The sequence below is a fragment of the Brevibacterium linens ATCC 9172 genome (genome assembly GCF_900169165.1).
Taxonomy (GTDB): Bacteria; Actinomycetota; Actinomycetes; order Actinomycetales; family Brevibacteriaceae; genus Brevibacterium; species Brevibacterium linens.
Genome location: NZ_FXYY01000008.1, coordinates 134453 through 157665, shown reverse-complemented (window position 1 = coordinate 157665; position 23213 = coordinate 134453). Strand labels below are relative to the sequence as shown.

At 63.1% G+C, this 23213-nt stretch carries 28 protein-coding genes and 1 tRNA gene; 10 read left to right on the top strand and 19 right to left on the bottom strand.

Annotated elements, in window-relative coordinates:
• Window positions 1-395: 395 nt before the first annotated feature.
• Genes BLIN9172_RS08735 through BLIN9172_RS08725 form a run of 3 tightly spaced genes read left to right on the top strand, consistent with a single transcriptional unit; the run spans window position 396 to window position 2618 of the window.
• Entirely contained in the window at window positions 396-1790 is a 1395-nt protein-coding gene (locus tag BLIN9172_RS08735) for an FAD-dependent oxidoreductase (protein WP_205751091.1), read from the top strand.
• On the top strand, window positions 1787-2356 hold the full coding sequence (locus BLIN9172_RS08730; protein WP_101554698.1) for a GNAT family N-acetyltransferase: 570 nt from the start codon (window positions 1787-1789) through the stop codon (window positions 2354-2356). The genes BLIN9172_RS08735 and BLIN9172_RS08730 overlap by 4 nt, the downstream gene beginning before the upstream one ends.
• A 10-nt stretch (window positions 2357-2366) precedes the next feature.
• Window positions 2367-2618 carry a PspC domain-containing protein gene (locus tag BLIN9172_RS08725; protein WP_101554697.1) on the top strand — a complete coding sequence of 84 codons (252 nt, stop codon included), beginning with the start codon at window positions 2367-2369 and terminating at the stop codon, window positions 2616-2618.
• A 15-nt stretch (window positions 2619-2633) separates the two neighbouring features.
• On the opposite strand, the gene BLIN9172_RS08720 is transcribed toward BLIN9172_RS08725, so the two are convergent.
• Entirely contained in the window at window positions 2634-3635 is a 1002-nt protein-coding gene (locus BLIN9172_RS08720) for an aldo/keto reductase (RefSeq protein ID WP_205751090.1), read from the bottom strand.
• Between the two features lie 101 nt (window positions 3636-3736).
• Between BLIN9172_RS08720 and BLIN9172_RS08715 the strand changes: the two genes are divergently transcribed.
• A complete protein-coding gene (locus BLIN9172_RS08715) occupies window positions 3737-4576 on the top strand; it encodes a helix-turn-helix transcriptional regulator (RefSeq protein WP_101554696.1) in 840 nt (279 codons plus the stop codon).
• Window positions 4577-4624: 48 nt separating this feature from the next.
• On the opposite strand, the gene BLIN9172_RS08710 is transcribed toward BLIN9172_RS08715, so the two are convergent.
• The 13 genes from BLIN9172_RS08710 to BLIN9172_RS08645 all read right to left on the bottom strand — a co-directional run bounded on the left by BLIN9172_RS08710 (window position 4625) and on the right by BLIN9172_RS08645 (window position 14630).
• Window positions 4625-5110: an RDD family protein gene (locus tag BLIN9172_RS08710; protein ID WP_101554695.1), complete on the bottom strand. Its 486-nt coding sequence runs from the start codon at window positions 5108-5110 to the stop codon at window positions 4625-4627.
• Between the two features lie 65 nt (window positions 5111-5175).
• The gene (locus tag BLIN9172_RS08705; RefSeq protein WP_101554694.1) at window positions 5176-5850 is read right to left on the bottom strand and encodes a hypothetical protein; all 675 of its coding nucleotides are present in this window, start codon (window positions 5848-5850) and stop codon (window positions 5176-5178) included.
• 521 nt (window positions 5851-6371) lie between these two features.
• On the bottom strand, window positions 6372-6698 hold the full coding sequence (locus BLIN9172_RS08700; protein ID WP_101554693.1) for a hypothetical protein: 327 nt from the start codon (window positions 6696-6698) through the stop codon (window positions 6372-6374).
• Complete coding sequence (locus BLIN9172_RS08695) at window positions 6695-7036, bottom strand: hypothetical protein (protein ID WP_101554692.1); 342 nt, start codon at window positions 7034-7036, stop codon at window positions 6695-6697. The genes BLIN9172_RS08700 and BLIN9172_RS08695 overlap by 4 nt, the downstream gene beginning before the upstream one ends.
• A gap of 1 nt (window position 7037) precedes the next feature.
• Window positions 7038-7880 (bottom strand): phage major capsid protein, encoded by an 843-nt coding sequence (locus BLIN9172_RS08690; protein ID WP_101554691.1) that lies wholly within the window; start codon window positions 7878-7880, stop codon window positions 7038-7040.
• Window positions 7881-8179: 299 nt separating this feature from the next.
• Window positions 8180-8665 (bottom strand): hypothetical protein, encoded by a 486-nt coding sequence (locus tag BLIN9172_RS08680; RefSeq protein WP_180956956.1) that lies wholly within the window; start codon window positions 8663-8665, stop codon window positions 8180-8182.
• Between the two features lies 1 nt (window position 8666).
• Complete coding sequence (locus BLIN9172_RS08675) at window positions 8667-10052, bottom strand: phage portal protein (protein ID WP_101554689.1); 1386 nt, start codon at window positions 10050-10052, stop codon at window positions 8667-8669.
• Window positions 10049-11461 carry a terminase large subunit domain-containing protein gene (locus BLIN9172_RS08670; RefSeq protein WP_240812064.1) on the bottom strand — a complete coding sequence of 471 codons (1413 nt, stop codon included), beginning with the start codon at window positions 11459-11461 and terminating at the stop codon, window positions 10049-10051. The genes BLIN9172_RS08675 and BLIN9172_RS08670 overlap by 4 nt, the downstream gene beginning before the upstream one ends.
• 434 nt (window positions 11462-11895) lie before the next feature.
• Entirely contained in the window at window positions 11896-13056 is a 1161-nt protein-coding gene (locus BLIN9172_RS08665) for an AAA family ATPase (protein ID WP_205751048.1), read from the bottom strand.
• On the bottom strand, window positions 13053-13352 hold the full coding sequence (locus tag BLIN9172_RS08660) for a hypothetical protein (protein ID WP_101554687.1): 300 nt from the start codon (window positions 13350-13352) through the stop codon (window positions 13053-13055). The genes BLIN9172_RS08665 and BLIN9172_RS08660 overlap by 4 nt, the downstream gene beginning before the upstream one ends.
• Before the next feature lie 86 nt (window positions 13353-13438).
• The gene (locus BLIN9172_RS08655; RefSeq protein ID WP_101554686.1) at window positions 13439-13876 is read right to left on the bottom strand and encodes a hypothetical protein; all 438 of its coding nucleotides are present in this window, start codon (window positions 13874-13876) and stop codon (window positions 13439-13441) included.
• Window positions 13873-14430: a hypothetical protein gene (locus tag BLIN9172_RS08650; RefSeq protein ID WP_101554685.1), complete on the bottom strand. Its 558-nt coding sequence runs from the start codon at window positions 14428-14430 to the stop codon at window positions 13873-13875. Before BLIN9172_RS08650 ends, BLIN9172_RS08655 begins: the two co-directional genes overlap by 4 nt.
• A complete protein-coding gene (locus tag BLIN9172_RS08645) occupies window positions 14427-14630 on the bottom strand; it encodes a helix-turn-helix transcriptional regulator (RefSeq protein WP_101547474.1) in 204 nt (67 codons plus the stop codon). Before BLIN9172_RS08645 ends, BLIN9172_RS08650 begins: the two co-directional genes overlap by 4 nt.
• 85 nt (window positions 14631-14715) lie before the next feature.
• On the opposite strand from BLIN9172_RS08645, the gene BLIN9172_RS08640 reads away from it, so the two are divergent.
• Together BLIN9172_RS08640 and BLIN9172_RS08635 are read left to right on the top strand one after the other, a co-directional pair.
• Window positions 14716-15099, top strand: coding sequence for a helix-turn-helix domain-containing protein (locus tag BLIN9172_RS08640; protein ID WP_170286897.1), 384 nt, complete (start codon window positions 14716-14718; stop codon window positions 15097-15099).
• Window positions 15086-16195: a site-specific integrase gene (locus tag BLIN9172_RS08635; RefSeq protein WP_101554683.1), complete on the top strand. Its 1110-nt coding sequence runs from the start codon at window positions 15086-15088 to the stop codon at window positions 16193-16195. Before BLIN9172_RS08640 ends, BLIN9172_RS08635 begins: the two co-directional genes overlap by 14 nt.
• A 76-nt stretch (window positions 16196-16271) precedes the next feature.
• Here the strand turns inward: BLIN9172_RS08635 and BLIN9172_RS08630 are convergent.
• Both BLIN9172_RS08630 and BLIN9172_RS08625 read right to left on the bottom strand, forming a co-directional pair.
• Window positions 16272-16347 (bottom strand) — tRNA-Lys (locus tag BLIN9172_RS08630).
• Window positions 16348-16533: 186 nt separating this feature from the next.
• Entirely contained in the window at window positions 16534-17472 is a 939-nt protein-coding gene (locus tag BLIN9172_RS08625; RefSeq protein WP_240812065.1) for a hypothetical protein, read from the bottom strand.
• A 175-nt stretch (window positions 17473-17647) separates the two neighbouring features.
• Between BLIN9172_RS08625 and BLIN9172_RS08620 the strand changes: the two genes are divergently transcribed.
• The 3 genes from BLIN9172_RS08620 to BLIN9172_RS08610 all read left to right on the top strand — a co-directional run bounded on the left by BLIN9172_RS08620 (window position 17648) and on the right by BLIN9172_RS08610 (window position 20213).
• The gene (locus BLIN9172_RS08620) at window positions 17648-18235 is read left to right on the top strand and encodes a hypothetical protein (protein WP_240812066.1); all 588 of its coding nucleotides are present in this window, start codon (window positions 17648-17650) and stop codon (window positions 18233-18235) included.
• Between the two features lie 340 nt (window positions 18236-18575).
• Entirely contained in the window at window positions 18576-19196 is a 621-nt protein-coding gene (locus tag BLIN9172_RS08615; protein WP_101554682.1) for a DUF47 domain-containing protein, read from the top strand.
• Between the two features lie 3 nt (window positions 19197-19199).
• A complete protein-coding gene (locus BLIN9172_RS08610) occupies window positions 19200-20213 on the top strand; it encodes an inorganic phosphate transporter (RefSeq protein WP_101554681.1) in 1014 nt (337 codons plus the stop codon).
• 60 nt (window positions 20214-20273) lie between these two features.
• On the opposite strand, the gene BLIN9172_RS08605 is transcribed toward BLIN9172_RS08610, so the two are convergent.
• Together BLIN9172_RS08605 and BLIN9172_RS08600 are read right to left on the bottom strand one after the other, a co-directional pair.
• Window positions 20274-20744, bottom strand: coding sequence for a DUF4383 domain-containing protein (locus BLIN9172_RS08605; protein ID WP_101554680.1), 471 nt, complete (start codon window positions 20742-20744; stop codon window positions 20274-20276).
• Between the two features lie 125 nt (window positions 20745-20869).
• Window positions 20870-21430 carry a dihydrofolate reductase family protein gene (locus tag BLIN9172_RS08600; RefSeq protein ID WP_101554679.1) on the bottom strand — a complete coding sequence of 187 codons (561 nt, stop codon included), beginning with the start codon at window positions 21428-21430 and terminating at the stop codon, window positions 20870-20872.
• 127 nt (window positions 21431-21557) lie between these two features.
• On the opposite strand from BLIN9172_RS08600, the gene BLIN9172_RS08595 reads away from it, so the two are divergent.
• The gene (locus BLIN9172_RS08595) at window positions 21558-22211 is read left to right on the top strand and encodes a winged helix-turn-helix transcriptional regulator (protein ID WP_101554678.1); all 654 of its coding nucleotides are present in this window, start codon (window positions 21558-21560) and stop codon (window positions 22209-22211) included.
• A 178-nt stretch (window positions 22212-22389) separates the two neighbouring features.
• On the opposite strand, the gene pstB is transcribed toward BLIN9172_RS08595, so the two are convergent.
• Window positions 22390-23169 carry a phosphate ABC transporter ATP-binding protein PstB gene (gene pstB / locus BLIN9172_RS08590; RefSeq protein ID WP_101554677.1) on the bottom strand — a complete coding sequence of 260 codons (780 nt, stop codon included), beginning with the start codon at window positions 23167-23169 and terminating at the stop codon, window positions 22390-22392.
• Between the last annotated feature and the right edge of the window lie 44 nt (window positions 23170-23213).

Genomic DNA, 23213 nt, shown 5'->3' with positions numbered 1-23213 from the left:
GGGGATCTGGTCGTACTGAACCAGGAAAGACCGGATCTCTGCCACGCTGTATCCAGTAGTGATGGTCATGGTTAGTGTTCCTCTCAGTGTCAGACTGAGTGACTCACAACCAGCCTGACAGAGAGGGGCTCCTGCACTTTGAAGCAGTTGTCATCTCCGCCACCGAGGCGGTCGGCCGACTGCCCAGCGCGTGCACCCCATTTCCGCCGGCCGTTTCGAGGTCTACGCTGGGAATCGGGCCCTACTGCCCTTCGGACGCTGGCGCCCAGCGCGCACCAGTGCTCACCGGACCGCAGCCCCACCGCGCGCCAGCGCCCACAGGACCCCAGCGTCCGCGGAGTCAACGGCGCCGGCGGTTCCCAGCGCCGCAGCGCCGACCAGCCGAGGAGAGCGTCATGCCCGACACCGACAGCACGCACCCCACCCGACACCACAGCGAGCACGTCGATTGCATCATCAGCGGCGGAGGCCCCGCCGGCATCGTCGCCGGCCTGCTGCTCGCCCGCGGCGGGGTGAAAGTCATCGTGCTCGAGAAGCACATGGACTTCTTCCGCGATTTCCGCGGCGACACCATCCACCCGTCGACCCTGCGACTGCTCGACGAACTCGGGCTCTACCACGAATTCGCCCGTATCGCCCATCGCCGTGTCGAAGGCGTGACCCTGACCGGGCGAGGCGGCAAGGACGTCCTGCTCGCCGACTTCACTCGCCTCGACCTGCCTCATCCGTTCATGACGATCGCACCCCAGTGGGACTTCCTCAACCTGCTTGCGAAGGCGGGGGAGGACGAGCCGAACTTCGACCTGCGGATGAGGGTCGAGGCCACCTCGTTGATCTGGGATGACGATCGAGTGGTCGGTCTCCGTGCCCGGAATTCGACCGTCGCCGTCCCGGCCGCTTCGACCGCGCCCAGCGTCACCGAGGCGGCCCCACCACCAGAAGACACCGACGTCCACGCCGGGGAACGACCCGACAGCACTTCCGATGCTTCCACTCCGGCCACCGTCGAATTCCGTGCACCGCTCGTCATCGCCGCTGACGGCCGGTGGTCGCAGGCCCGCGCTGAGGCGGGTCTGTCCGTGAGGAAGCTGTCGTCGACGATCGATGTCTGGTGGTTCCGCATCGACACCGAGGCGGTCCTGCCCGATTCCGTGGCCCCACGAGGCGGGAACGGCAAGGTGTTCGTCGCAATCCCGCGCGACGGACACGTGCAGATCGCCAGACTCATTCCGAAGGGTGCGGACGAGCGCCTGCGTGCCGAAGGCATCGGAGCGCTGCGGGACGCCGTCGCGGAGACCTACCCGCAGCTCGCGGCGGATGTCGGTCAGGTCGAATTCGACGATGTGAAGCTCCTCGATGTTCGCCGCAATGAGGCCAGACGATGGTTCACCGACGGTCTGCTGTGCATCGGCGATTCCGCACACGCGATGAGCCCGCTCGGTGGGGTCGGGGTCAACCTCGCGGTGCAGGACGGAATCGCCGTCGCCCGGACACTGGCCGAACCGCTGCGTGCCGGGTCGGTGCGGACCGCAGAGCTGCGGCGCCTGCAGCTGAGACGACTCCCGACCACGCGGGCCGTCGAACTCCTGCAGTCAGGAATCCACCGGATGGTCGAACCCGCTGTCCACGGGCACCGGCCCATTCGCCCACCTGCACCGGTGGAATGGCTGCTGACGACATTCCCCGCGCTCACCCGCATACCGGCGCGCATCCTCGGCGTCGGCATCACTGCCGAACACGCCCCGGACTTCGCCCGGCGTGAGGAACCGACCTTCGAAGGAACACAATGACCGAAATCCTGAGCTTGCGTCCATTGCGGCCCACCGATGAGGCGGAGCTGCGCACGTTCCATGAGCAGCTGCGTGCCGACGATTTCGAATTCCTCCAGGCAGAGGGAACGTGGGCCGATATCATCGCCACTCACGAGCGCGAGGCGAAAGGAATCGAACTCCCGCCGGGGCGAGTGCGTGCGGAGTTCCTTGTCGCCGAGGTGGACGGCCGACCCGTCGGTCGCACCTCCATCCGGTACGAACTCAACGATTTTCTGTTCACCCTGGGTGGTCACGTCGGGTATGCGGTCGCTCCTGAATTCCGTCGCCGAGGATATGCCCGGCAGATCCTGTCACTTTCGATCGAACGACTGCGCTCGGCCGGTGTCGAGAGCGTGCTCGTCACCTGCGATGAGACGAACACCGCCTCGGCGAGTGTGATCGAACGGTGCGGGGGAGTCCTCGAGGACGTGCGCGAGAACGGTGACGGACCACCCAAACGCCGCTACTGGATCGGCGTAGATTCCGGTTTTCCTCAATCGGCCTCGACGGCCAACACCAGTGCCGCGGTGACGGCGGATCCGTAGAGTCGAAGACATGAACTCACTCTTCGACTCCATCCGCAAACTCGGTTTCCGTCGCGGTCCCGACCGCATCCTCGGCGGTATCGCCGGAGGCCTCGCCGAGTTGACCGGCATCAACGTCTGGATCATGCGACTCATCGTCCTCGCCTCGTTCCTGCTGCCCGTGCTCGGAATCGGCGCCTATCTCGTCGCATGGATCCTCACCCCGTGGCAGGACGAATCGATCCCGCTGCAGCAGATCTTCGGCGGTCGCTCGATCGAGTGACGACGCCTGAGCCGATCAGCGTTCGCTGTCCAGCTGCGCCATGAGTGCGCTCGGGTAGCGATCGCCGCGCACCTCGGTGCCGGTCAGCACCTCGTCGATCTCGGCGAGATCATTCGGACTCAGCACCACCTCGGTGCTGGTCAAAGTCGCACGCACCTGCTGGACGGTCCGCGAACCGACGACGGGGACGATGTCCTCGCCTTGGGCCGCGACCCAGGCGATCGCCAGCTGGGGCAGTGTGATCCCCTTCGCCGAGGCGACCTCACCCAAGGACGTGACGATCGTTTCGTTGTGGGCGAGGTTCTCCCCTTGGAAGCGGGGGAACATCGCCCGATTCCCGCCGGTCTTGCCGGCGAACAGCCCCTTCGCCAGCGCCCCGTAGGCAGTGATGCCGATGCCGAGGTCGCGGCAGGCGGCAAGGATCCCATTGGACTCGATGGAGCGGGTGAGCAGGGAGTACTCGATCTGCAGGTCGCTGATCGGCGCGACGGCTGCCGCCCTGCGGATCGTCTCCGCCCCGACCTCGCTCAAACCGATCGACCGGACATATCCGGCCTCGACGAGTTCGGCAATCGCGCCCACAGTTTCCTCGATCGGGACATCCGGGTCCAGCCGGGCGGGCCGGCAGACGTCGACATAATCCGTTCCGAGACGGCGCAGGGAATAGGCCAGGGAGTTGCGGACTGCGTCGGGGCGTCCGTCGAATCCGATGAACGCGCCGTCCGGGGAGAGCACGGCACCGAACTTCACCGACAGGACGACATCCTCGCGGCTGCGAGTCCGCAGAGCCCTGCCGATGAGCATCTCGTTGTGTCCGGCTCCGTAGAAGTCCCCGGTGTCGATGAGGGTTCCCCCGGCATCGAGGTACGCGAGGATCGCGGAGACTCCTTCGTCATCGGTCGTCGGTCCATAGGCGCCGGACATGCTCATGGCTCCGAGCCCCGGTGACGTGACAAGGGGTCCGGACGCTCCGAGTCGGCGGTGGTCGATGGTCTGTGCTTCGCTGTGTGTGGTCATGACTGAGAGTCTGGTCGCAACGGTCTCCATCGGGAAGGGCCGATCGAACCAGGGACAACCTGTGCCTGGAAACTCAGCGTCCGCGGGCGGACAATGGGCGGATGACCGATCGTTCTGAGCTCGCCGATTTCCTCCGCCGACGCCGTGAGCAGCTGCGACCCGAGGAGATCGGTGTGGGCGGCACGGTCCGTCGGCGCACGCCCGGGCTCAGGCGTGAGGAGGTGGCGATGCTCGCGGGCGTCTCCGTCGACTACTACGCACGCCTGGAACAGGGCAGGGGAGCGACACCGTCCGCCGGTGTCGTCAACGCTGTCGCCCGGGCTCTTCAGTGCGACCGGGATCAGAGGGATCATCTGCTCCATCTCGCAGGGCATCCGGTGCCGCCGCACAGTTCGGACGGGCACATCCGACCCGGACTCATCGCCGTAGCCAACCGGCTCGTCGATGTGCCGGCCGTGATCGTCACCGACCTCGGCGAGGTCGTCTGGCAGAATCCGCTGGGGCGAATTCTGTTGGCTGACCTGCCGGAGGAGCCTGGACGAGGACGGAACCTCATCTGGAGATGGTTCGAGGACCCCCGGTCACGGCCGATGCCGGAAGAGGACTGGTCACGGATCTCGGCATCACATGTGAGTGACCTGCGGGCGACGTACGCCCGCAGGTCCGGAGACCGACGAGTGAGAGAATTCGTTGCCGACCTCATCGCCATCAGCGATGAATTCGCAGAGCTGTGGGCACAGCACGAAGTCGCGGTGCGGCGTTCCGACATCAAGGTCTTCACCAGCAGGGAACTCGGTCGGCTCGAATTCCGGTGCGAAGTGCTGCTCACCGCGGACGACGACATCTCGCTGCTCGTGTTCTTGCCGCTCGAAGGCACCGAGACCGCGAGTCGGTTGGAGCTGCTCAGCGTCGTCGGGACGCAGAAGCTGACTTCGGAATGAGCCGCGCGACGAGTGGGCCGATCGCGGTTTGCAGTCGACGCGCAGAATCTATCTGGCCTGCGGTGTTCTGCGGAAGACCTTGATCGGAACGGAGTCGAAGGTTGGTGCGTCGAGAAACGTCCAGATGACGAGGATGATCACGATCGGGAAGAACGCGACAGCGAGGTAGCGGCCCATGCCTCTCCAGAAGCCGACGCGTCGACCGAAGTCGGCCTGCAGCGACACGACCCCGCACAGCGCCTGGCCGGGGGAGACGGTGCAGCCGTAGAGGGCACCGAAGACGAGAGCCATGAGCGGGTAGCTGGCGAGGCAGACACCGGTCGCGGCATCGAGCGAGATCACACCTACTGCCGAGAGTGCCAGAGCGATGCCGATGACGAGCCCGGTGAAGACGAGGACGAAGACGGCGTCGAGGATCCTCGCCCACCAGCGCCTACCCGTCGGCGCCGGCTGCAGGAGCACGCCGTTGCGCAGTGTCCCATTCGCGTGGTCGTACATCCTGGCACGGACGTGGGAGCCGTAGTTTGCACTCATGATTCGATTAGACCAGCAATTCTTCCCGACTGCGAGCCGCGGGGCTCGGCCATCGGCTCGTCGGATCAGGACGCGGGAACGTCGAACTCGGAGCGGAACTCAGGAACCTTCTTGTCCTCGCCGATGACTTTCGCTTCGGGACGGACGTAGGCGCCCTTGAGGGAATCGGCAGTCTCGCTGATGTAGATCGGCACGTATCCGGTGTGCTCTCCCTCGCGACGCGGAGCCGAGTCGAAGTACTCGTACCCGGCCTCTTCGACCTCGTCGTCTGCGCTCGCCGCATAGTTGACCTCGTCCCCGCCGTCGTCGAGGTAGAAGTCCGAGGCACTGATCGTTCCGCCGTATTCCTTGCCGGGAACGACCTTCACCTCGAGGTAGACCATCTCTCCATCGGGGTTGTCGCTCGCCTCATAGTATTCGGTGGGGTTGTTGCGCACGGCCGAGACGATGGTGATGACGTCGCCTGTCTCGTCGTCGGTGAACTCGGTTCCGACCTTGACCTCGGTGCCCTCACCGGACGTTGTTGCGTCCTCGGTGGCTGCCGCCTCCTCGGCTTCTTCGGTCTCCTGCTCGAGCGGAGCCGAATCGGTCTCCTCGGTCTGTTCCTGCTCGCTGGAGTCTGCCTCTTCGGCGGTGTCCGGCTCGTTCGTTCCGCAGGCTGAGAGAGCGAGCACCGAGGCGACCGCGACCGCGGCTGAACGGGTGAGCAGTGTGGTCGGGCGGAGTCGGATGCGGTTCATGGTTCTTCCCTGCTTTCGAGTGGCGGAGCCGACCGCGAACAGTGTCGTCGGCGTCCGTGGGTAGCTGACGACCTCGACTCTATGCGGGTCCCAGCCCGCAGATGGTGCTCGTTAGGGCACATGATGTGTCAGTTCTGCGACAACTGCTGTATTGAACCCGGCTCGGTCGACGCCGAGGGGCCCGTCCCTGATCCTGTGCTCGTTGGAAATCTCGTGAAAACAGCGCAGCCCCGAAGCGATGAGCTTCGGGGCTGCGGCGTATTGTGCCTGGTCAGGCTGGGTGGGCCCCGTGGGGATCGAATTACCGCAAGGCTGCTGTTGGGTGGGGTAGATCGTTGAATTCCCGGGGTTTTCACTAACCTTGGATCACGCTAAATCACACTGTTTCTCGACAAAAGTGCGCCAATTTTGCGCCACGCCTTCGGGCGAAGCGAACCCCCACCGGCTGCGCCTGGCCTTGGCAGCGGGTGGGGGTCGGCCCTTCTTGAAGGGTGATCCGATGAGATCCCTTCCAGTATACGTCAGAGTGCTGACATGGCGACAGACTGGAACAGGGGCTTCCGGTTGTAGTCGCGGATCTGCGGAGGCTGCACAGTGTACAGATCCCCACGCCACCGGAACCGGGTCGCCTTCGCCTCGAACTCGATCGGCTCCATGACAGCAGTGAGCTGCTTCGCGAACACGAGACCAGGGCCAGAACTGCGTGACTCCATCCCCGTGGACTCGTAGTAGACGAAACACTTCACTGTCTGCTCGGTGGGATTCGACCAGTCGATCGTCTCGACACCGCGAACGATGACGACTGACGCCGTAATGATGTCGAGAGTCTGCGTGAGCCCGATCATCATAGTGCCCTCACCCTGTAACAGTTGAGGACGGCGAGCTCGGCCAGGGTGAAGCCCTCGAACACGGTCGGTGTTTCCTGGTATTCCCCGATCGCGTACCGCTTCGTCTGAGTCGGATTGACCGTCAGGCGGATCACGGCCAGTTTCACCGCGGAACAGATCGACGGAGCCGCTTCGGTCCCGTCGTCATTGAACCCGCGTCCCCGCGTGTACTCGTGAGCCATTGACCACACGACGTCGATGTAGGCGTTCGCCAGGGACACCGCTTCAGTGTCCCCGGCTCGGCCCATCAGTGTCGCGATCTCCTCACCCTGAGGTTTGGTCTGCGGCACGGTCACCATGTCAGGCTCCGCTGGCCGCATCGAGGACGATGACACCCTCAGGGTGCAGCAGTCCGAGGTCGTAGCGGGTGACGACTCGGATCGCCTGCTCGTCGGTGCTAGCGAACGTCTGGTCGAGGATCTTCACGTCAGCGTTCACGTCGCGGACGACGGCAACCTCGCTCATGTTCGCGAGCACTGCCTTACCCTCGGGCAGCTTGTTCGTCACCTCGACCGGGATTCCGAATAGGCTGTACTTCGCGCCGGCCGTCACGTCACTGACGACCAGGTACTTGCCGTCAGCGTCTTTGAGCTTCCGCAGAGTGTTGAAGTCGGTGCCGGACATGAACCACTGAGACGGCTCAACTTCGGCAGCATAGGCCATGGCGAGAGCGTCGAGCAGACTGTCGGGGTCGGAGGCGTCGAGGACGCCCTTCTGGACACCTGCCTGGTTGATGAAGCCGGTCACGCTGTTGTTGGTGCCGTCGCCGGTGAGCAGTGCAGTGTCGAGCTTCCGAGCCACGTCATTGACCAGGCGAGCCTTGAGGGTCGCGTCGAGGCCGACGACGGACTGACGGGCGAGCTCGTTCGTGAACCGGATGATCGTCTTGATCGACTTGCGATCGGTGGGCATGAGCTTGACCTCATCGAACTCGACGTTCGCCTCGGGGATTTCTTCGCCTTCACCGACCCACGACGGATCGGACGAGCTGACGAGCTTCGGGATCCGCAGCGGTGAAGCGGAGTCGTAGATCTTCACTCCGCTCTTGAGGACAACGGACTTCGCCTCGAGCGGCTGAATGAGAATGGACTGAACCTGCTCTTGCAGTAGTTCGGGGTTTGCGGTGGTGTTTTCCGTGGCCATGATTGGCACCTTTCACGAGAGTCTTGTGTGTGAGTCCCGTTGTGCCAGACAACTGTGGGGAGCCGTCACCAGGACGACTCCCCAACAGTATATAACTCGGTTATCTAGTTGTCACCGCGCTCTTCCCATGGCTCAGACCAGTTCCTCGAATGGTTCAGATATGTCCCGTCGCTGAGCCAGACCCCATATTTCGACTTCGGCATATCCAGATTCTCGTTTTTCGCATGGTGCATCTTGTGAGCAAACAGATCATCGGTCGTTGCTCCGCACCACTCGCACTTGTCAGCCATGCGAGCATCTTAAGCTCTTGAACGCAACATGCCGGCCAAGTCGACTGTACCGCTCGCCCCTGACTCACCCTGCCCAATGTCACCCTTCGGGGTGCGCTTCGCCAGGTACGGCTTCGCCTCGAGCAGAGCGTCAATCGCCTCAGTCAGCTTCTCAGGATCCTCAAGGTGGGCTTCGTCGAACTCGAGGTCGGACGGATCCATGAGCCGCCCGGTCGCGTCCACAAGGGTCTTGTGGAGCTTGTGAGCCAGCTCGTCGGCACGGCCGGCACGTTGCCGATACCGTGCGTTCTCGTCGCGGAGCTTCTCAACGTATTCCCGTGGAAACGTGTCCTGCTCGTCGTCGACCTGGTCTTCATCGGACGGCGTCGAATCCTCGTCGGTGCCCTCGGTGGTGTCGAGGTCACCGTCGGACTTCTCCCCGCCCTCGGTGGGAAGTTCCTCGTCGACGACGGGCTCGACTTCCTCGGTGGTCTCGGTGATCTGCTGTTCAGTCATTTCATTCTCCTACTCGGGTTTCATTCGCGGCCGCGAACAGTCCTGCCGCGGCCAGACTTGCGGGTTGGTTCATTCCCTGCCCTTCGAGGTTCCGGGCGAGATCGGCACGGGCCTGTACGTCAGCGATCGAGGCACGAGCCGCTTCACGATCCTTCGCCGCCTCAATCCGCTCAATCTCGTCACTGTCGTAGCCGAGCCGCTCCAAAGCGATCGAGGCGGGGAGGATGCCGGCCTGCGTCAGCTTCACCACCGCATCGGCTTCCTGAGCCACTGAACGTGTCGCAGCGTCCGCCCAGCGAACATCAGCCGTGATCGTCTCCACCGGCAGGCCAGTACGCACCGCGATCATCAGACGAGCCACCCACTCCCACGAGCGACCGAACTGAGCCTGACGAGCCTCAGCACGAGCCGTCAACGATGCCTCCGACGCACGCAGCGCGTCCGCCGATGCCGGGTTCGACGTGGTGATCCCGATGTAATGGGCAGGCAGAGCAGACACCGCCATGATCTGACCGAGGAACACGTTCACGCTCGCCTCATACGAACTGAGATCCGCACCCGGCAGCTGCCCGAACTTCGAGTTCTCCTTCTCCGAGATCATTGCCCGAGGCCCCTCAGGGATCGGGTTGATCGGCTTGCCGTCATCGTCCTTAACCACCTCAATGCCCGTCGCCCAACGGCGAGGCCGGCCAGCGAACTCCGACGAGATCATGAGATCTGAGAGAGTCTTATTCAGCCCATCAACGAGGGGAATGAGATCGTTGATCTCCGACACCCCATCATCGAGCAGCCGGTCACCGTTGACGAACGGGACCACCGGGACCACACCGAGCGGATTCTCGATGACCTCAACCGTCTTGAAACCGGATGAGGCACCGATCGTGTTCGATGAGAAACGAGTGATCGAGTCAGCCAGGTACAGCACCGCCTCAGTCGTTGTCGCCGTCTCCCACCGTTTCACCGCGGCCACCACTTCACGAGTGCCGGGATCGCGCAACACCGCCACATGACGGGCCGACTCGATGGACACCTGCGGTCGGCCCTGAGTATCAACCCACACGATCGCGAACGACTTGCCCAGGGTGAGAGCTTCCCGGTGCGCCAGCCCCGCCATTTGGTCAAGGTCATTGAGCTTCCAATCCGCCCACACCTGAGCATCATCATGGTTCGTGCGGAACGCGGTCACGCGCAACCGTTCCGAGATCGCAGTGATCGCCAGGCGGGGAATGTTCGACGACATGCGCCCGAACCTGTTCCCCAATGCGGTCTTCGCCTCGGGAGCGAGGAACGCCAAGGGTTGCTTGCCGTAGTAGTACCTGTTGAGCTCGTCGTAGGCTGCGACCTTCTCGTCGATCAACTGTGTGAGCTTCTGCAATGTCGTGTTCAAAACGTGTACACCCTTCCGGATTGTTTCTTCTTGGCATGGAATGTGGCGCGGTCAAAGGCCGCGATTGACGCAACAGCCGCGTCGATTTTGCGCGGTGAGTTGCGCCGGTCCTTCTTCACCAGATCTCCGAGGCTCGTCGACTCGGCCACCGTGTGAGCAATGTGAGCGGCGAGACGAGAGTCCCCGTCGTGAGTGACTTCGCCCTGCATGATCGCCTGGTACGCCTGATCGGTGGCCGGGGCCATTCGCTTCCGGAACGACGTGTCCCAATGGATGACGTGAGTCTCCCCGTGGCGGTCAGCCCACGCCTCGATCTCCGAACGCCAGCCCCACGGGTCACACGCCAGTTCCACCACGTCCCAGCGTTCAAACGCCCGATCGACAGCCCGGTCGACCTCGGCGCGAGGAACACGCCAGCGCGGATCGTCCGGGTTCTCCCACATGTCCACAATGAACAGGTGCGGATCCTCGATCGTGCAACCGACCAACACTGTCGAGTCGCCTGAGGCTGAACCGTCGAAGGCCATGACGATCTTCTCCCCGTCCGGGACAACCCTCGACGGGTCCGCGATCGCATCCCAGGCACCGTGAGGCAACCACGCATCCAACGAGGTCACCCACTGGCCGAGACGCAACTGACGAAACACGGGCTCACGGAGAGTTTTCCGGGCCGCTGCCAGCCCGTCAGCAGCCAAGAACGGGCGCTGACACGCCATAGCTGGGTTCCCGATCTTCCATGCCGCCTCATCGTCCGTGGCGCACCCTTCTGGGGCCGCGAACTCTTTGAGGAAGAACGCCGGATCAGTGCCTTCCCGACCGTGCTCGACGAGTTTCCACATGATCGAGTCTTGAGTGGCTGCAGGTGTTGAGATCGCCAGGGTCAGCGACTCGGGCCGTTTACCCGTCACCGACGTGACCGCCTCCCACACCGGCTCAGTCACCGTGTGCAGCTCGTCGACGATCAGCAGAGACGGATCCCACCCATGCAGTGCGGACGGATCTGCCGGCAACGGGATCAGCTGCCCGTTCGTCTCCGGCACAACCAGCTTGTCGCGGTAGACCATCGTGCGAGCCTGCAGGTCAGGGTTCATCTCGATCATCCGCTTCGCCAGGTTCATCGTGATCCGTGCCTGACGTTCATCAGAAGCGACGACCAGCACCTCGGGCGACTCACCACCAGCGAACAGTTCAGCGACCGCCAGCATGGCCGCGAGGGCAGTTTTTCCATTTGCTCTCGGCATACTGATTAGTCCGGTGCGGACCTTCTTCGCATAGGCACCCTTGATGATCTGCTTCTGGAACGGGCGCAGCTTCACAACCTCGCCGGCACCCTTACCCTTCGTCACCATGCAGTGAGCCTCGATAAACGCGATCCGACGAGCAGCACGAGACACCGGCAGGCCACTCAAATCGAGAGGTTCGAGGTCGTCGAGGACTTTCCTACCCGGACGCATTTACATAACCTCCCTATGCATATCCAAACTATGCCTTACCGGGCGTGGGTCGGGAGTAACTTGTGTTCGGGTCATCCCCCCACCTCTTGCAGCGCCGCGGCGTCGGTTGCAGTCACCGCAGACGACGGAGATATCTTCGAGTCTCACGGCGAGTCCTTTCTCGTGTCGTTCCCAGGCCTCGGGGCTATGGTCGGCCTGCAAGTCGGTCTTGGCTCCGCAGTCTTCGCAGAAGGGTTGCATGGCTCGGGCTTGTTCGGAGAGTTTGCGCCACGCGTGGTCGTAGCCTCGGGTGGTGGCGTGTGCTTTCTTGCCTCCACGGTGCTTGAGCTTGTGTGTGTTGCACCGGTTGGCTTCACTGAGTTCTCCGCACTCGATGCAGGGCTGCAGTGTCATGGTTGCTCTCCCTTCTGTGTTACATCTGTTACGGGTGTTACGTTTGTCTGTTGTTCCTGGTCAGCGGACTGTTCATCCGTAACAGTGGGAGTGAGTAGTGTTACGTTCTCGTGTGGTTCGTCCTGCCCAGACGTAACACTCGTAACACTCGTAACAGGGGTGTAGAGACCACGGCCTGCTCGGCTGATGCGACCGGAGTCGACGAGGCGAGCGAGGTATGGGCGCACCTTGTCCTGTGTCCAGTCCATGCGCTCGGCTACCTGCTTGGCCTTCACGCCGTCTGGGTGCTCGTTGACGTACTCGATGATGGTTGCTGAGTCATCCCCGAGTCCCTGCTGTTTGGTGGTCATGCGAGCGATCTGTGCTGACTCGTCGAGGTCTGTGCCGGCGAGGGACCACGAGCCATCTTGCAGAGTGGCGGCATACTCGCCTTCCATCACGTCGCGGCCTGTGACTCGGACGATCGCCTCTCCTTCACTGCGTGCGCGGTCGAGGTTGAGTGTCCAGTCGGCTGAGCCGTTGAGCCCGTTGGTGCCTGAGGTTGAGTCCATCCAGTCGCCTGATCCCTGCTTGCGGACGTGGTGGACGACCATGAGCGTGGATCCGGAGTAGGTGTCGGTGAGCTTCTTGAGCACACCACCGACCCTGTAGTCGCGCTGGTATGCGCCTTCTCCGGGCAGCGCCTGGGGCATCACCTTGCCGAGGGTGTCGAGTGCGACGACGCCTTCGGGGTTGTAGCTGAGCCATGCGTCGATCATCTGTATGACTGTGCTTGGCTCGGCTGCGGTGAGGAAGTTGAACCCGTTCGGCGTGGGCTGGTCTCCGTTGAGTGCTTTCACTCGTGACTGCATTCGACGGTCGCCGTCCTCGAGAGCGAGGTACAGGACGGGCTTCGGGTCGACGTGGATCCGGCCCACTGCTCGACCGCCGGCCGCGATCGCCAGGAGCACGCCGAGGACGAACCACGACTTTCCCAGCTTCGGGGGTCCGGTGATAAGGCCGAACCCTTCCGGGATCAGTCCATCGACGGCCCACTGCAGCGGCGGGAACTCTTGAGCATCCAGCCATGGTCCGTTCTTGACCTGTGCAAGCAGTGCGTCTCGGGGGTCCATCTCTGCCAGTTCCTGTGGTGTGTACTCGAACACGCTTGCGCTCATGCCTTCTTCCTCCTTTCGATGTTGGCGTTGTTGTTGGCGCGTTTCGCGTCGATGGTGCTGACGAGGTTCTCGAGGAACGCTCGGCTCACGGTGACGGTGTCGCCGTCCTCTCGTGGGTAGGCGGCGATATGGTCGCGGAGGCCGCGCAGGAATTCGTTGTCGTTGACTTGGGCGACGATCACGCCTTGGTTCCATCCGGCGAAGTGACCTTCTCGGTGCCCTCGGTCGTAGGCGACTTGTGTGCCGCCGTGGTAGATCTTCAAGGTTTCCTCGTCTTTGCTGAGGTACTTGGTCATCGTGTTCTCGGTGGGGGTGCGTGACGCTTACGGCCACGCACCCCCACGCACTTCCTGGCATGGGTAAGTGCGATCGGGTGGTCAATTCAGATCGGGCGTATGTCGTCGAGCAAGAGCGGGTCGACGACGACCTGATCGGGCCGATAGGGGTTGCCGTAGAAGCTGGCGAGGGTTGCTTCTGGTCGCGATGTCGCTGCCCAGACGCACCGATCGGAGCTCGGCCACTGCGTTTCGGTGACGAGCAGCTTGGCGGTTCTATAGCTCACCGTCCATGTCAGGCAGTCAACCGTTGCCGGAACAGCTGTCCGATAAATGGTGCGGGGTAGCTTGATATGCGACGTGCGGACACCATTGACGATCGGCCCGGTCGCACGAAACAGCTCGGTCCAGCGAGCCCCGCCCAGAAGCTCCTCCGGGTAGTACGACTCGTCAAGCCACGATTCGGTGATGTGCTTTGCGAGTCTGTCCAGGTCGGAATACCTACCGCGGGAGTACCGCTCATAGACTTGCTTCGCGGTCCTCATTTGTCACCCTTGTTCAGCTTGAGTCCAGACCCGTCGCTACACTGCTGAGCCTTCTCGACGATGCTGCAAAGCCAGTCGGCGACGTTCTCGAGCTCGGCAATGTCGACGGTGAACACTGCGTCGTAGGTGCCTTCACCGCCTGCCCTGACACAGAAGTACGGGTCGGTGACGAAACCACTGCCGACTTCCTCCAACTGTGTGAGTTCGACCTCGAAGTGGTATTCACTGCCGTCCTTGTTGAGTCGTTCGAGTCGACGGGTCACGCCTTGATGCATCACGTCTGTTCCGGACTGCCAGCGTTTCGCGGGAACGGCCCAAGTAGGCGACTTCTGGGCGGGAACGTTGGTAGAATTGGTGGTAGGCATTTCATCCTCCTGTTGGGTGATTTGGCACTGGTGAGAAGCGGTCGTTTTCCTAGGCATGGGTGCAGCGGCCGCTTCTTTTTTGTCTTCGATTCGTTGGTAGCTGTTCGAAATTACGGCGAGGTCGTCGCCGCTCATCTCGAAGTTCTCGAGGTCGTCGATCGACTGCTCATATATGGCCGGCAACTTCATGCCGTGCGCTCCTGCATGGCCGCTTCCTCATAGGCGAGAACGTCGTCCAGCCGGTAGTAGACGCGGCGACCCATCTTGAAGAATCGCGGCCCCTTGCCCTTGTGCCGGAGTGTGGCGAGGGCGGCGGTGCTGGTGTCATATCGTTTGGCGAGGTCTTCGGGGGTGAAGACTCCCTTGTCTGCGATCGGTGTGGTGGTCATCGTTCCTCCTGAATAGATTGTGTTCAATCTGAGTACAGTACAGCATATAATGACAACGAACACAAGTGTCAGTTATTCTGTGTTCATGAGTGACTACTTCATAGGCGAGAACATCCGCCTGCTGCGCAAGACGGCGCGACTGTCTCAGGCCGGGTTAGCGGAGAAAATGCGTGAAGCTGGCCGGACGCACTGGCACCAGACCACGGTGAGCCGTGTTGAACACAACTCTCAGCCAGTCGATGACCTGGAAGACCTCGAGGCCCTTGAGGGGATACTCGGCGGGAATCTGTACAAAGGGACACCGTTCGGATCTAGGGTCAAGGTGTGGGGAGACAAAGTGCTCATGTCGAACATTGAGTCTCGACTCGCGCACGCACAGCAAGCACTTGTGGATGCTCAGCAGGACCTCGATCTCATATCGAAGTTCGTGAAGGCATTGAAACGAGACGAGCGCAATGGCGACGATTAACCGCTACACCACCAGCAAGGGGCGGAAGCGTTACCGCGTCCTCTACGTCGACGAGACGGGGCGACGGACGCAGAAGCGCGGCTTCACCACGAAAGCCTCAGCCGAGCAGTGGATGAGCGATACTGTCAGCGAGATTTCGAAGGGCACCTACATAAAAGCCTCGGCGGGGAAGACGACTGTCGGGCAACTTTGGGATGACTGGTATGCGCGGAAATCGGGGATCAAAGCCTCGACGCGGCGCCGGTATGAGATCGCGTGGCGGATCCACACGGGCCCGGTGTGGTCGGGGCGGCAGATCGGGACGATCAGACCGTCCGAGGTGGCCGATTGGGTGTCGACGATGACCGCAGCCGGCAAGGGTGCCACGACGATCGAACACGCTCACCTGGTGTTGCGGGGAATGCTCGAGGACGCGGTGAAAGACCGCATGATCCCGTCGAACCCCGCAGCTGATCCGGGGAACCTGCCGAGGAAGAAGAAGCGCAGCCGCGTGTACCTGTCGCATGCCGAGGTTCAGAAGCTAGCCGAGGCCGCTGAGGGGCAGTGGACGGTGCTTGTCTATCTCGCCTGCTATACGGGACTCAGGTGGGGTGAAATGGCCGGCCTGCGTGTGCGTCACCTTGACCTGTTGCGCAAGCGGATCAACGTTGAGGCGAATGCTGTCGAGGTGGGCTCGAAGATCGTCGAGGGCACACCGAAGTCCCACGAGCGGCGCAGCGTGCCCGTGCCAGAGTTCCTCGTGAAGCTCCTGGCACGGCAGTGCGAGGGCAAGGGTCACGATGACCTGGTGTTCACCGGGCCGAGGACAGGGAAGTTCATTGTCAGGCCGAAGAATGAGCGGTCATGGTTCTCGAAGGCCATGGCTGAGGCGGGGATCAAGCGTGATCTGTCTCCGCACGACTTCCGGCACACCGCGGCATCGTTGGCAGTGTCGGCAGGTGCGAATGTGAAGGTGGTTCAGCGGATGCTCGGGCACGCTTCCGCAGCCATGACTCTCGACACGTACGCGGATCTGTTCGATGACGACCTCGAAGCCGTTTCAGTCGCGTTGGATCAGCAGAGATCACGTCAAGTCTCGTTAAAAGTGCGCCAATAATGCGCCAATAGGTACGATTCCAGAAATGGAAAGATCCGCGATCCCCTAGATCAAGCGGATCGCGGCTCCTGTTTCGTGGTGGGCCCCGTGGGGATCGAACCCACGACCCGCGGATTAAAAGTCCGCTGCTCTACCAACTGAGCTAGAGGCCCCGCCCCATCACCACTGCAGGACACCGGCCTGCTGACACATGATGGAGACGAACTAATAGTAGAGGTTTGCGCCCGATTTACTCAAACCCGCAGCCCGCTCTCGACGGGCCTTGGCCGGCAACCGGAAGTCGGAACCGGCACCCGGAAGCCGGAACCGGCAACGGGCTGATCGGCTCCGGGCCGACCCTACTTCTCCAGTCCGCGACGATCCTCTGCGGTGTACGTGCGAGGCGGACCGTCCGGCGATTCGAGCTCTTCGTGATCAATGGGTTCGATGACCTCGGACTCGATGGCTCTGTCCTTCTTCAGCTTCCCGGCCAGCGCACGGACATTGCGCAGCCCTGCGAGCAGCTTCCGGTCCTTCTTCGGCGCCACGTATTCGGGATCTGTCTCGATGGGGAAGATCGTCGGCGCAGCACCGAAGGCCTCTTTCGATTCCGCAGCGACCTTCCGCGCCATCTGCGCATTCACCACGGCACCGATGACCGCCCCGACGCCGAAGGGCAGCAGCCGACCGACGAACGACCCACCGGCACGGGCGGCGAACTTGCGGATGAAGGTCTTGCGCAGCTTGCGCACGAGCAGATCGACAAGAGGGGTAGGCAGCTGCTTCGTCACGGTGGCGCCCCAGCTGCCGAACATCGACTCGACGCCGCCGTTCTGCTTGCTGAACTTCTGGACGAGGTTCTTCCCGTCCTTGCCCAGCATGAGGCCGAGGACCAGGGCGTTCGCCCGCTTGGCGTCGGCCACGGGCAGACCATGGATCTCCGAGATCGCCTGCGCGAACAGCGCTGTGCCCTCGAGGAATCCGGCGGTCTCCGCCCCAGCCACTCCGAGTGCCGCCGTCGTGCCCAGTCCCGGAACGGCGGCAGTCGCACCGACTGCCGCACCTCCCGAGGTTGTCAGGGCCAGGTAGTGCCGACGAATGATCGTGATGAGCTCTTCCGGGGTCGCGTCAGGGTGCCGGCGGCGCAGACTGCGCACATAGGCCAACGCGACGGGCCGCTGCACGGACAGCAGACGCGACAATATCGACTGGGCGCGGGGATTGAGGGTGCCGTCGTCATTGACTGCCAACTTCGCAGCCTTGTCGAGGCCCTTCTTCGCCACTGATGATTGTGCCACGAGAGTTCCTCCTCGTTTCGGTCACTCGCGACTGCGGGTCGCAGTCACGAATCATCCTCAAGTTTAATGGCGTCCGTTGTGAGTCCAGAGAGCAGAACCTGACCGTGCGGAGAAAACCCGAATGTGCTCCACGTCCTAGTCCGCGCACCCCGGCAGGGACTAAACTGCCTTGACCATGTCACAGCGTGCTTTTCACCGTCCCGTTCCCCTGGCCGACCTCGACTCCGTCGGTGCCGTCGACGATCCCGTCGCCCGGTCGGAGACCTCGCACGCGACCGCAGCATTGCTGCTCGGCGATTCAGACGGCAACCGCGACGAGGCTGCCACCAGGCGCTTCGTCGAACTCGCCGATGACATCGGCTTCGAGGTCATCGCCGAGATGTGGTCCGCCGCTCCCGCCGTCTCCGCACCCGGCGCACTGTGGCGCCTCTACGCCCTGCGCCAATGGATCAAGTCCGCACCCCGCGAACTCGCCGAGATGTTCTCCGACGGCCAACGTCGCACCACCGAGGGCATCGGCTACGACGAGATCCTCGCCGGCGTCGAACTGCCCGCCGGCCCCGACGAGGTGGCCCACGCCATCGACGAGATCCTCGTCGGCGCCTTCCGCGGCGACGTCGTCATCGCGCTGCTGCGCGCCGCCGCCTTCGTCGGCATCTGCGCGGCGGGCACCGATGACCACGACACCGCCGTCCGCCTGCGCCAGCTGTCCCAGGACCTGTCCGACGCGGCCGTCGCCCATCGCCGAGGCGGTCTCGACTGATCTTCAGCCCGCCGGCAATCCCCTCGCCGAGGCGGCCCCGCCCGACCGAATGAGCGCGGTCCCCGTCGGGACCGGATATTCCCTTCCGACCACGACATCGACTGTGAGATTCTCAACGGACGAAGAGCCGCCTCGGCGGTGGACTCATGAGCACGAACGAGTATCGTAGGGGGTGGCCTTCGGGCCACCGGACGCTGGATCGCTGAAGCCCCGGGCTCCAAATTCAGCCGCTTCGAGCGGCCTTCCGCCGAGAGGCGCTCTCGGTCCAGTGTCCGGCACATATCATTGAGACATCATGCATATTCGTCCGGCTTGTCCGGGCCCCGGGCAGGAGGATCGCATGCGGCTCAAGCGGGTACCGCAGGACAAGGTGTTCTATGAGCGGTTGTCCGATCTCGTCTCTCAGATGCGTCAGTGCAACCTGGTTCTCGCCGAACTCTCCGGAATCGAAATCAGCGAACGACGCGACGTCGCCGACCGCCTCCGCGAGATCGGGGACAGGGCCGATGAAGACATGGGCGCGATGCTGCGTGCGCTGCGCGAGAACTACATCACCCCGTTCGACCGCAACGACCTCTACCTGCTCAGCCACCATATGCGCGAGATCTGCCACCGGCTGCACGGAGTCGGATACGTTCTCGCCTCCGGAGCCTTCGACCCGTTGCCGTCCGGCGTCCCCGAGACCCTGGCCGTGCTGTCGAACCAGACGGACCACACCTCGCGGATGATCACCCGACTGCCGGGCAAGCTCGACCAGTGGGACTACGTCGACGCGATCAACCGGCTGACCTACCAGGTCGAGAGCCTGCAGTGGCGGATGTCGGACGCGGTTCCGAACTCCAAACGGGGACTGACCTATATGGCGGCGGTGTCTCAACTCGGGCAAGCCTTCGTCCGGGCCGCACATGGGTTCACCGAGCTCGGCAAGGTGGTCGCGGCTATCGCGATCAAGGAGTCGTAGTCCGTGGAGCTGCTCTTGGCGGCAGTCATCGTCGCCGCGGTGATCTTCGCCGGCTCGAACGGATTCCACGACGCTGCCCTGACCGTCGGCAATGCGGTCATCGGGCGGGCGATGCGACCCGGGTGGGCGCTCAGCCTGGCCGTCGTCTTCAACTTCATCGGTGCGCTCCTCGGTGAGGGAATCGCCATCGTGGTGGCCAACCAGATCGTGCTGTTCTCCGGTTCGACCGACCTCATTCTCACCACCTTGATCATCGCCTTCGTGGCGGCGACGACGTGGAGTCTGTTCACCTACTACCTTGCGCTGCCGGTGTCGTCGACTCACTGTCTCATCGGCGGCCTGCTCGGTGCGGGAATCGTCTTCGGCTTCTCCGTCAACGCCGAGCATGCGATGAACAACGTCGTGTGGCCGCTGGTGCTCTCACCCATCCTCGGTTTCATCCTCGCGTGGGTGCTCACGCTCATCCTGTCGAAGTCACTCGCGTCCACCCCACCGAAGCCGTTGTTCCGGGGCGCACGCATGGTCGATTCGGTGCTCACCGCGTCTCTGTCGCTCGTCCACGGAGTCCAGGACGCGCAGAAGGTCGCGGCTTTGGTCATGGTCGGCATTCTCGCGGTCGACACTCAACCGCACGATGTCCTCTCCGTCGTCGAGATCTCCTGGCCGGTGCGCCTCCTCATCGCCGCGGCACTGGCTCTGGGTACCGGACTGAGCGGATGGCGAGTGGTCCAGACGCTGTCCGTGCGCATGGTCGGCCTCGACCCACTCAAATCCTCCATCGCCGATGGCGCGGCCGCGATCCTCATGTACACCGCAGCCCTGATCATGCGTGTTCCTGTGTCGTTGACCTTCGTGCTCGGCTCATCGATCCTCGGCACCCAATACGCCGGACGCAAGGGCCACGCCAGAGCGAGATACTTCCTGCCGATGTTCGGCGTCTGGCTGCTGACGATCCCGGCCGCCGCACTGTTGGCCGTGCTGCTCGGGTGGATCGTCAAGGCGGCCGCCGGGCTCTGAGCCCCTCAGCTGGAGCCCAGAGCCCGGCGACCGCCGACGACGGATCGATTCAGCGCGGGTTCACGGACGCGAGCGGCGACCGAACACGATGCCGGTCGTCACCATTGCCACCGCGAGCACGAAGTGCAGCCAGTTGTCAGCGGTGTTGAGCGGCACGAAGTTGCCCATCGATTCCATCGGCACGATGAGACCGTAGATCCACAGCACCGCATAGATGATGCCGCCGACGATGAGATAGCTCTTCGCCAGTCCGCGCGATCGCAGAGCCAGCAGACCGGCGACTCCGAAGAGCAGGTGGACGACATTGTGGAGCACGGAGACCTGGAAGATCCCCAGCAGTGCCGCTTCGGAATGATGCCCGGCGAACATGATGGTGTCGAAGTTCGCTGTGATTCCCGGAACGAAGCCCAAGATTCCGACCAGGAGGAACACGGCGCCGAAGACGCCGGCGACGAGTTGGACCGGGGTGCGTCCGGCATGGGGCTTCGCGAGCAGCGGCTCGGAATGAGAGGCGGAGTCTGGCGTGGTCATGACAGTCCTTTCGACGAGATGTTCTCTGTACTCGTCGATTCGGAGCCGGGCCGTCGCCGGATGGGTGAGCGGGCAGAAATTCTTCGCGGCAGGCACGCTTGGTGCCGTTCCGGGGCGCCGTGAGGTCAGTCTGCGAACGGACCGTAGGTGGCCAGCAGGTTGCCCTTGCTGATCCGCTGCATATCCTTGAGCACCAACCTCGTCGTCGTTCCTCCCTCGAAGAGGGACCTTCCGCTGCCGGCGACGACCGGGTGGATGGCCACGGTCAGTTCGTCGACGAGGTTCGCTTCGACGAGCTGCCGGACGATCGACATCGACCCTTCGACGGCGATCTTGCCGCCGTCGCCCGCTTTGAGGTCGCGAGCGACGTCAACGAGGTCGCCCTGAATGAGCATCGAGGTCTCCCACCGGAGGTCGGCCTGCGACAGCGTTGTCGAGGCGATGTGCTTGGGAGTCGAGTTGATGAAGTCGGCGAACGGGGCGTCCTCGCCTTCTGTGTGTTTCGGCCAGTAGCCCTCCCACTCCTGATAGGTGACACGGCCGAGAATGCAGTCGTCGACGCCTTCGATGGCAGTGGTCATCCACTCGCCCATCTCTTGGTCGAAGGAGTCGAATTGGAAGTTGAATGGATCGGATGCGATCCCGTCGAGTGACTGGAACAGTGCGGCGATGACGGTGCGGGGCATGGTGATCTCCTCATTGAGTGCAGTGTGGGCCGTTGAGTTTCGTGCGGGCCTGGCCCTCGTCGTCCATAAGAGTTCAAAAAGTGAACTGTAGTTTTAATAGTGAACTGCAATTGCTAAGCTGTCAACCATGAAATCGTACGGACAGTACTGCGGGCTGGCTCGGGCAGCCGAGGTGTTGGGGGAGCGGTGGTCACTCATCCTCCTCCGCGATCTCCTCGTCGGTCCGAAGCGCTTCAACGACCTTCGGCAGGGAAACCCCGGCATCCCCTCGAACCTCCTGACCACGCGACTGCGCGAACTCGAATCTGCCGAGATCGTCGAACGCAGCATCGATGGGCGCAGCGTCGTCTATCGCCTCAGCGACTACGGATCGGATCTCGGTCCGGTGCTCATCGAGCTCGGCCGCTGGGGCTCACGCCGCATGGACGCTCCGCGGGAAGGCGAGATCCCGACAGACAGTTCCTTGGCGGCCGCGCTTCTCACCTCTCGAACCGAGGTTGAAGTGCGCCCGTTCAGTGTCGAAGTGACGGCAGGCCCGGCAGTCGCTCACGCTGAGGTGAACGAGTCGGGAGTGAGCGTGGGCGAAGGCGCCGATCCGACCGCGCAGCTCTTCATCGGTGGGCCGGGCCTGCGTGGACTCCTCGCCGACGGCGACGCGGAGGCGGCCGTGGCGGCAGAAACTGTGACGGTCGACGGCGACGAGTCCCTGGTGCCGGAGTTCGTCCGCGCTTTCCGCGCGCCCTTCGACGGCAGCGTCGGCGGTGCACCGACTGGGATCTGAACAGTCCGAGCGGCCTGCCTCGCCTTTCGATGACATGGCGAAGGGCAGGACGCTTCCAGTCAGGCGCCTCCGGCGGGAGACCTGACCACGGACCTTCAGTCGACAGGGAGTCCAGCCAACGACACAGCCCCGGCGTACCCACTCAAGGGTTCGCCGGGGCGTTCGCCGCGCGGTCAGATCATCCGAAGCGACCGGAGATGTAGTTCTCGGTCTCTTCCTTGTCCGGGTTCGAGAAGATCGTCGAGGTCTCGCTGAACTCGATGAGCTTTCCGGGCTTGCCGGTGCCGGCGATGTTGAAGAACGCGGTCTTGTCGGACACACGAGCAGCTTGCTGCATGTTGTGCGTGACGATGACGACCGTGTACTTGTCCTTGAGGTCGTTGATGAGATCCTCGATCGCCAGGGTCGAAATCGGGTCGAGAGCCGAGCACGGTTCGTCCATGAGCAGGACCTCGGGCTCGACGGCGATGGCACGAGCGATGCACAGACGCTGCTGCTGACCGCCGGAGAGGCCCGAACCGGGCAGGTTGAGACGGTCCTTGACCTCGTTCCACAGATTCGCGCCGCGCAGGGCGCGCTCGGTGAGATCGTCGGCTTCGGTCTTCGACAGGCGCCGGTTGTTCAGACGCACGCCTGCCAGCACGTTCTCTTTGATGCTCATCGTCGGGAACGGGTTCGCCCGCTGGAAGACCATACCCACCTCGCGGCGGACGTTGACCGGGTCGACGCCGGCGCCGTAGATGTCAGTGCCGTCCATGAGGACCTCACCGGAGACGCTGGCGCCGGGGATGACTTCGTGCATGCGGTTGAGCGTGCGCAGCACCGTGGACTTGCCGCAGCCGGACGGGCCGATGAAGGCAGTGACGGAGCGCGGCTTGATCTGCATCTCCACTCCGTCGACGGCGCGGAAGTCGCCGTAGAAGATGTCGAGATCCTTGATGTCGATCTGCTTGGACATTGTGTTTCCTATCCGTGGAAATGGGTGAGTCTGGAAGTCTGCGG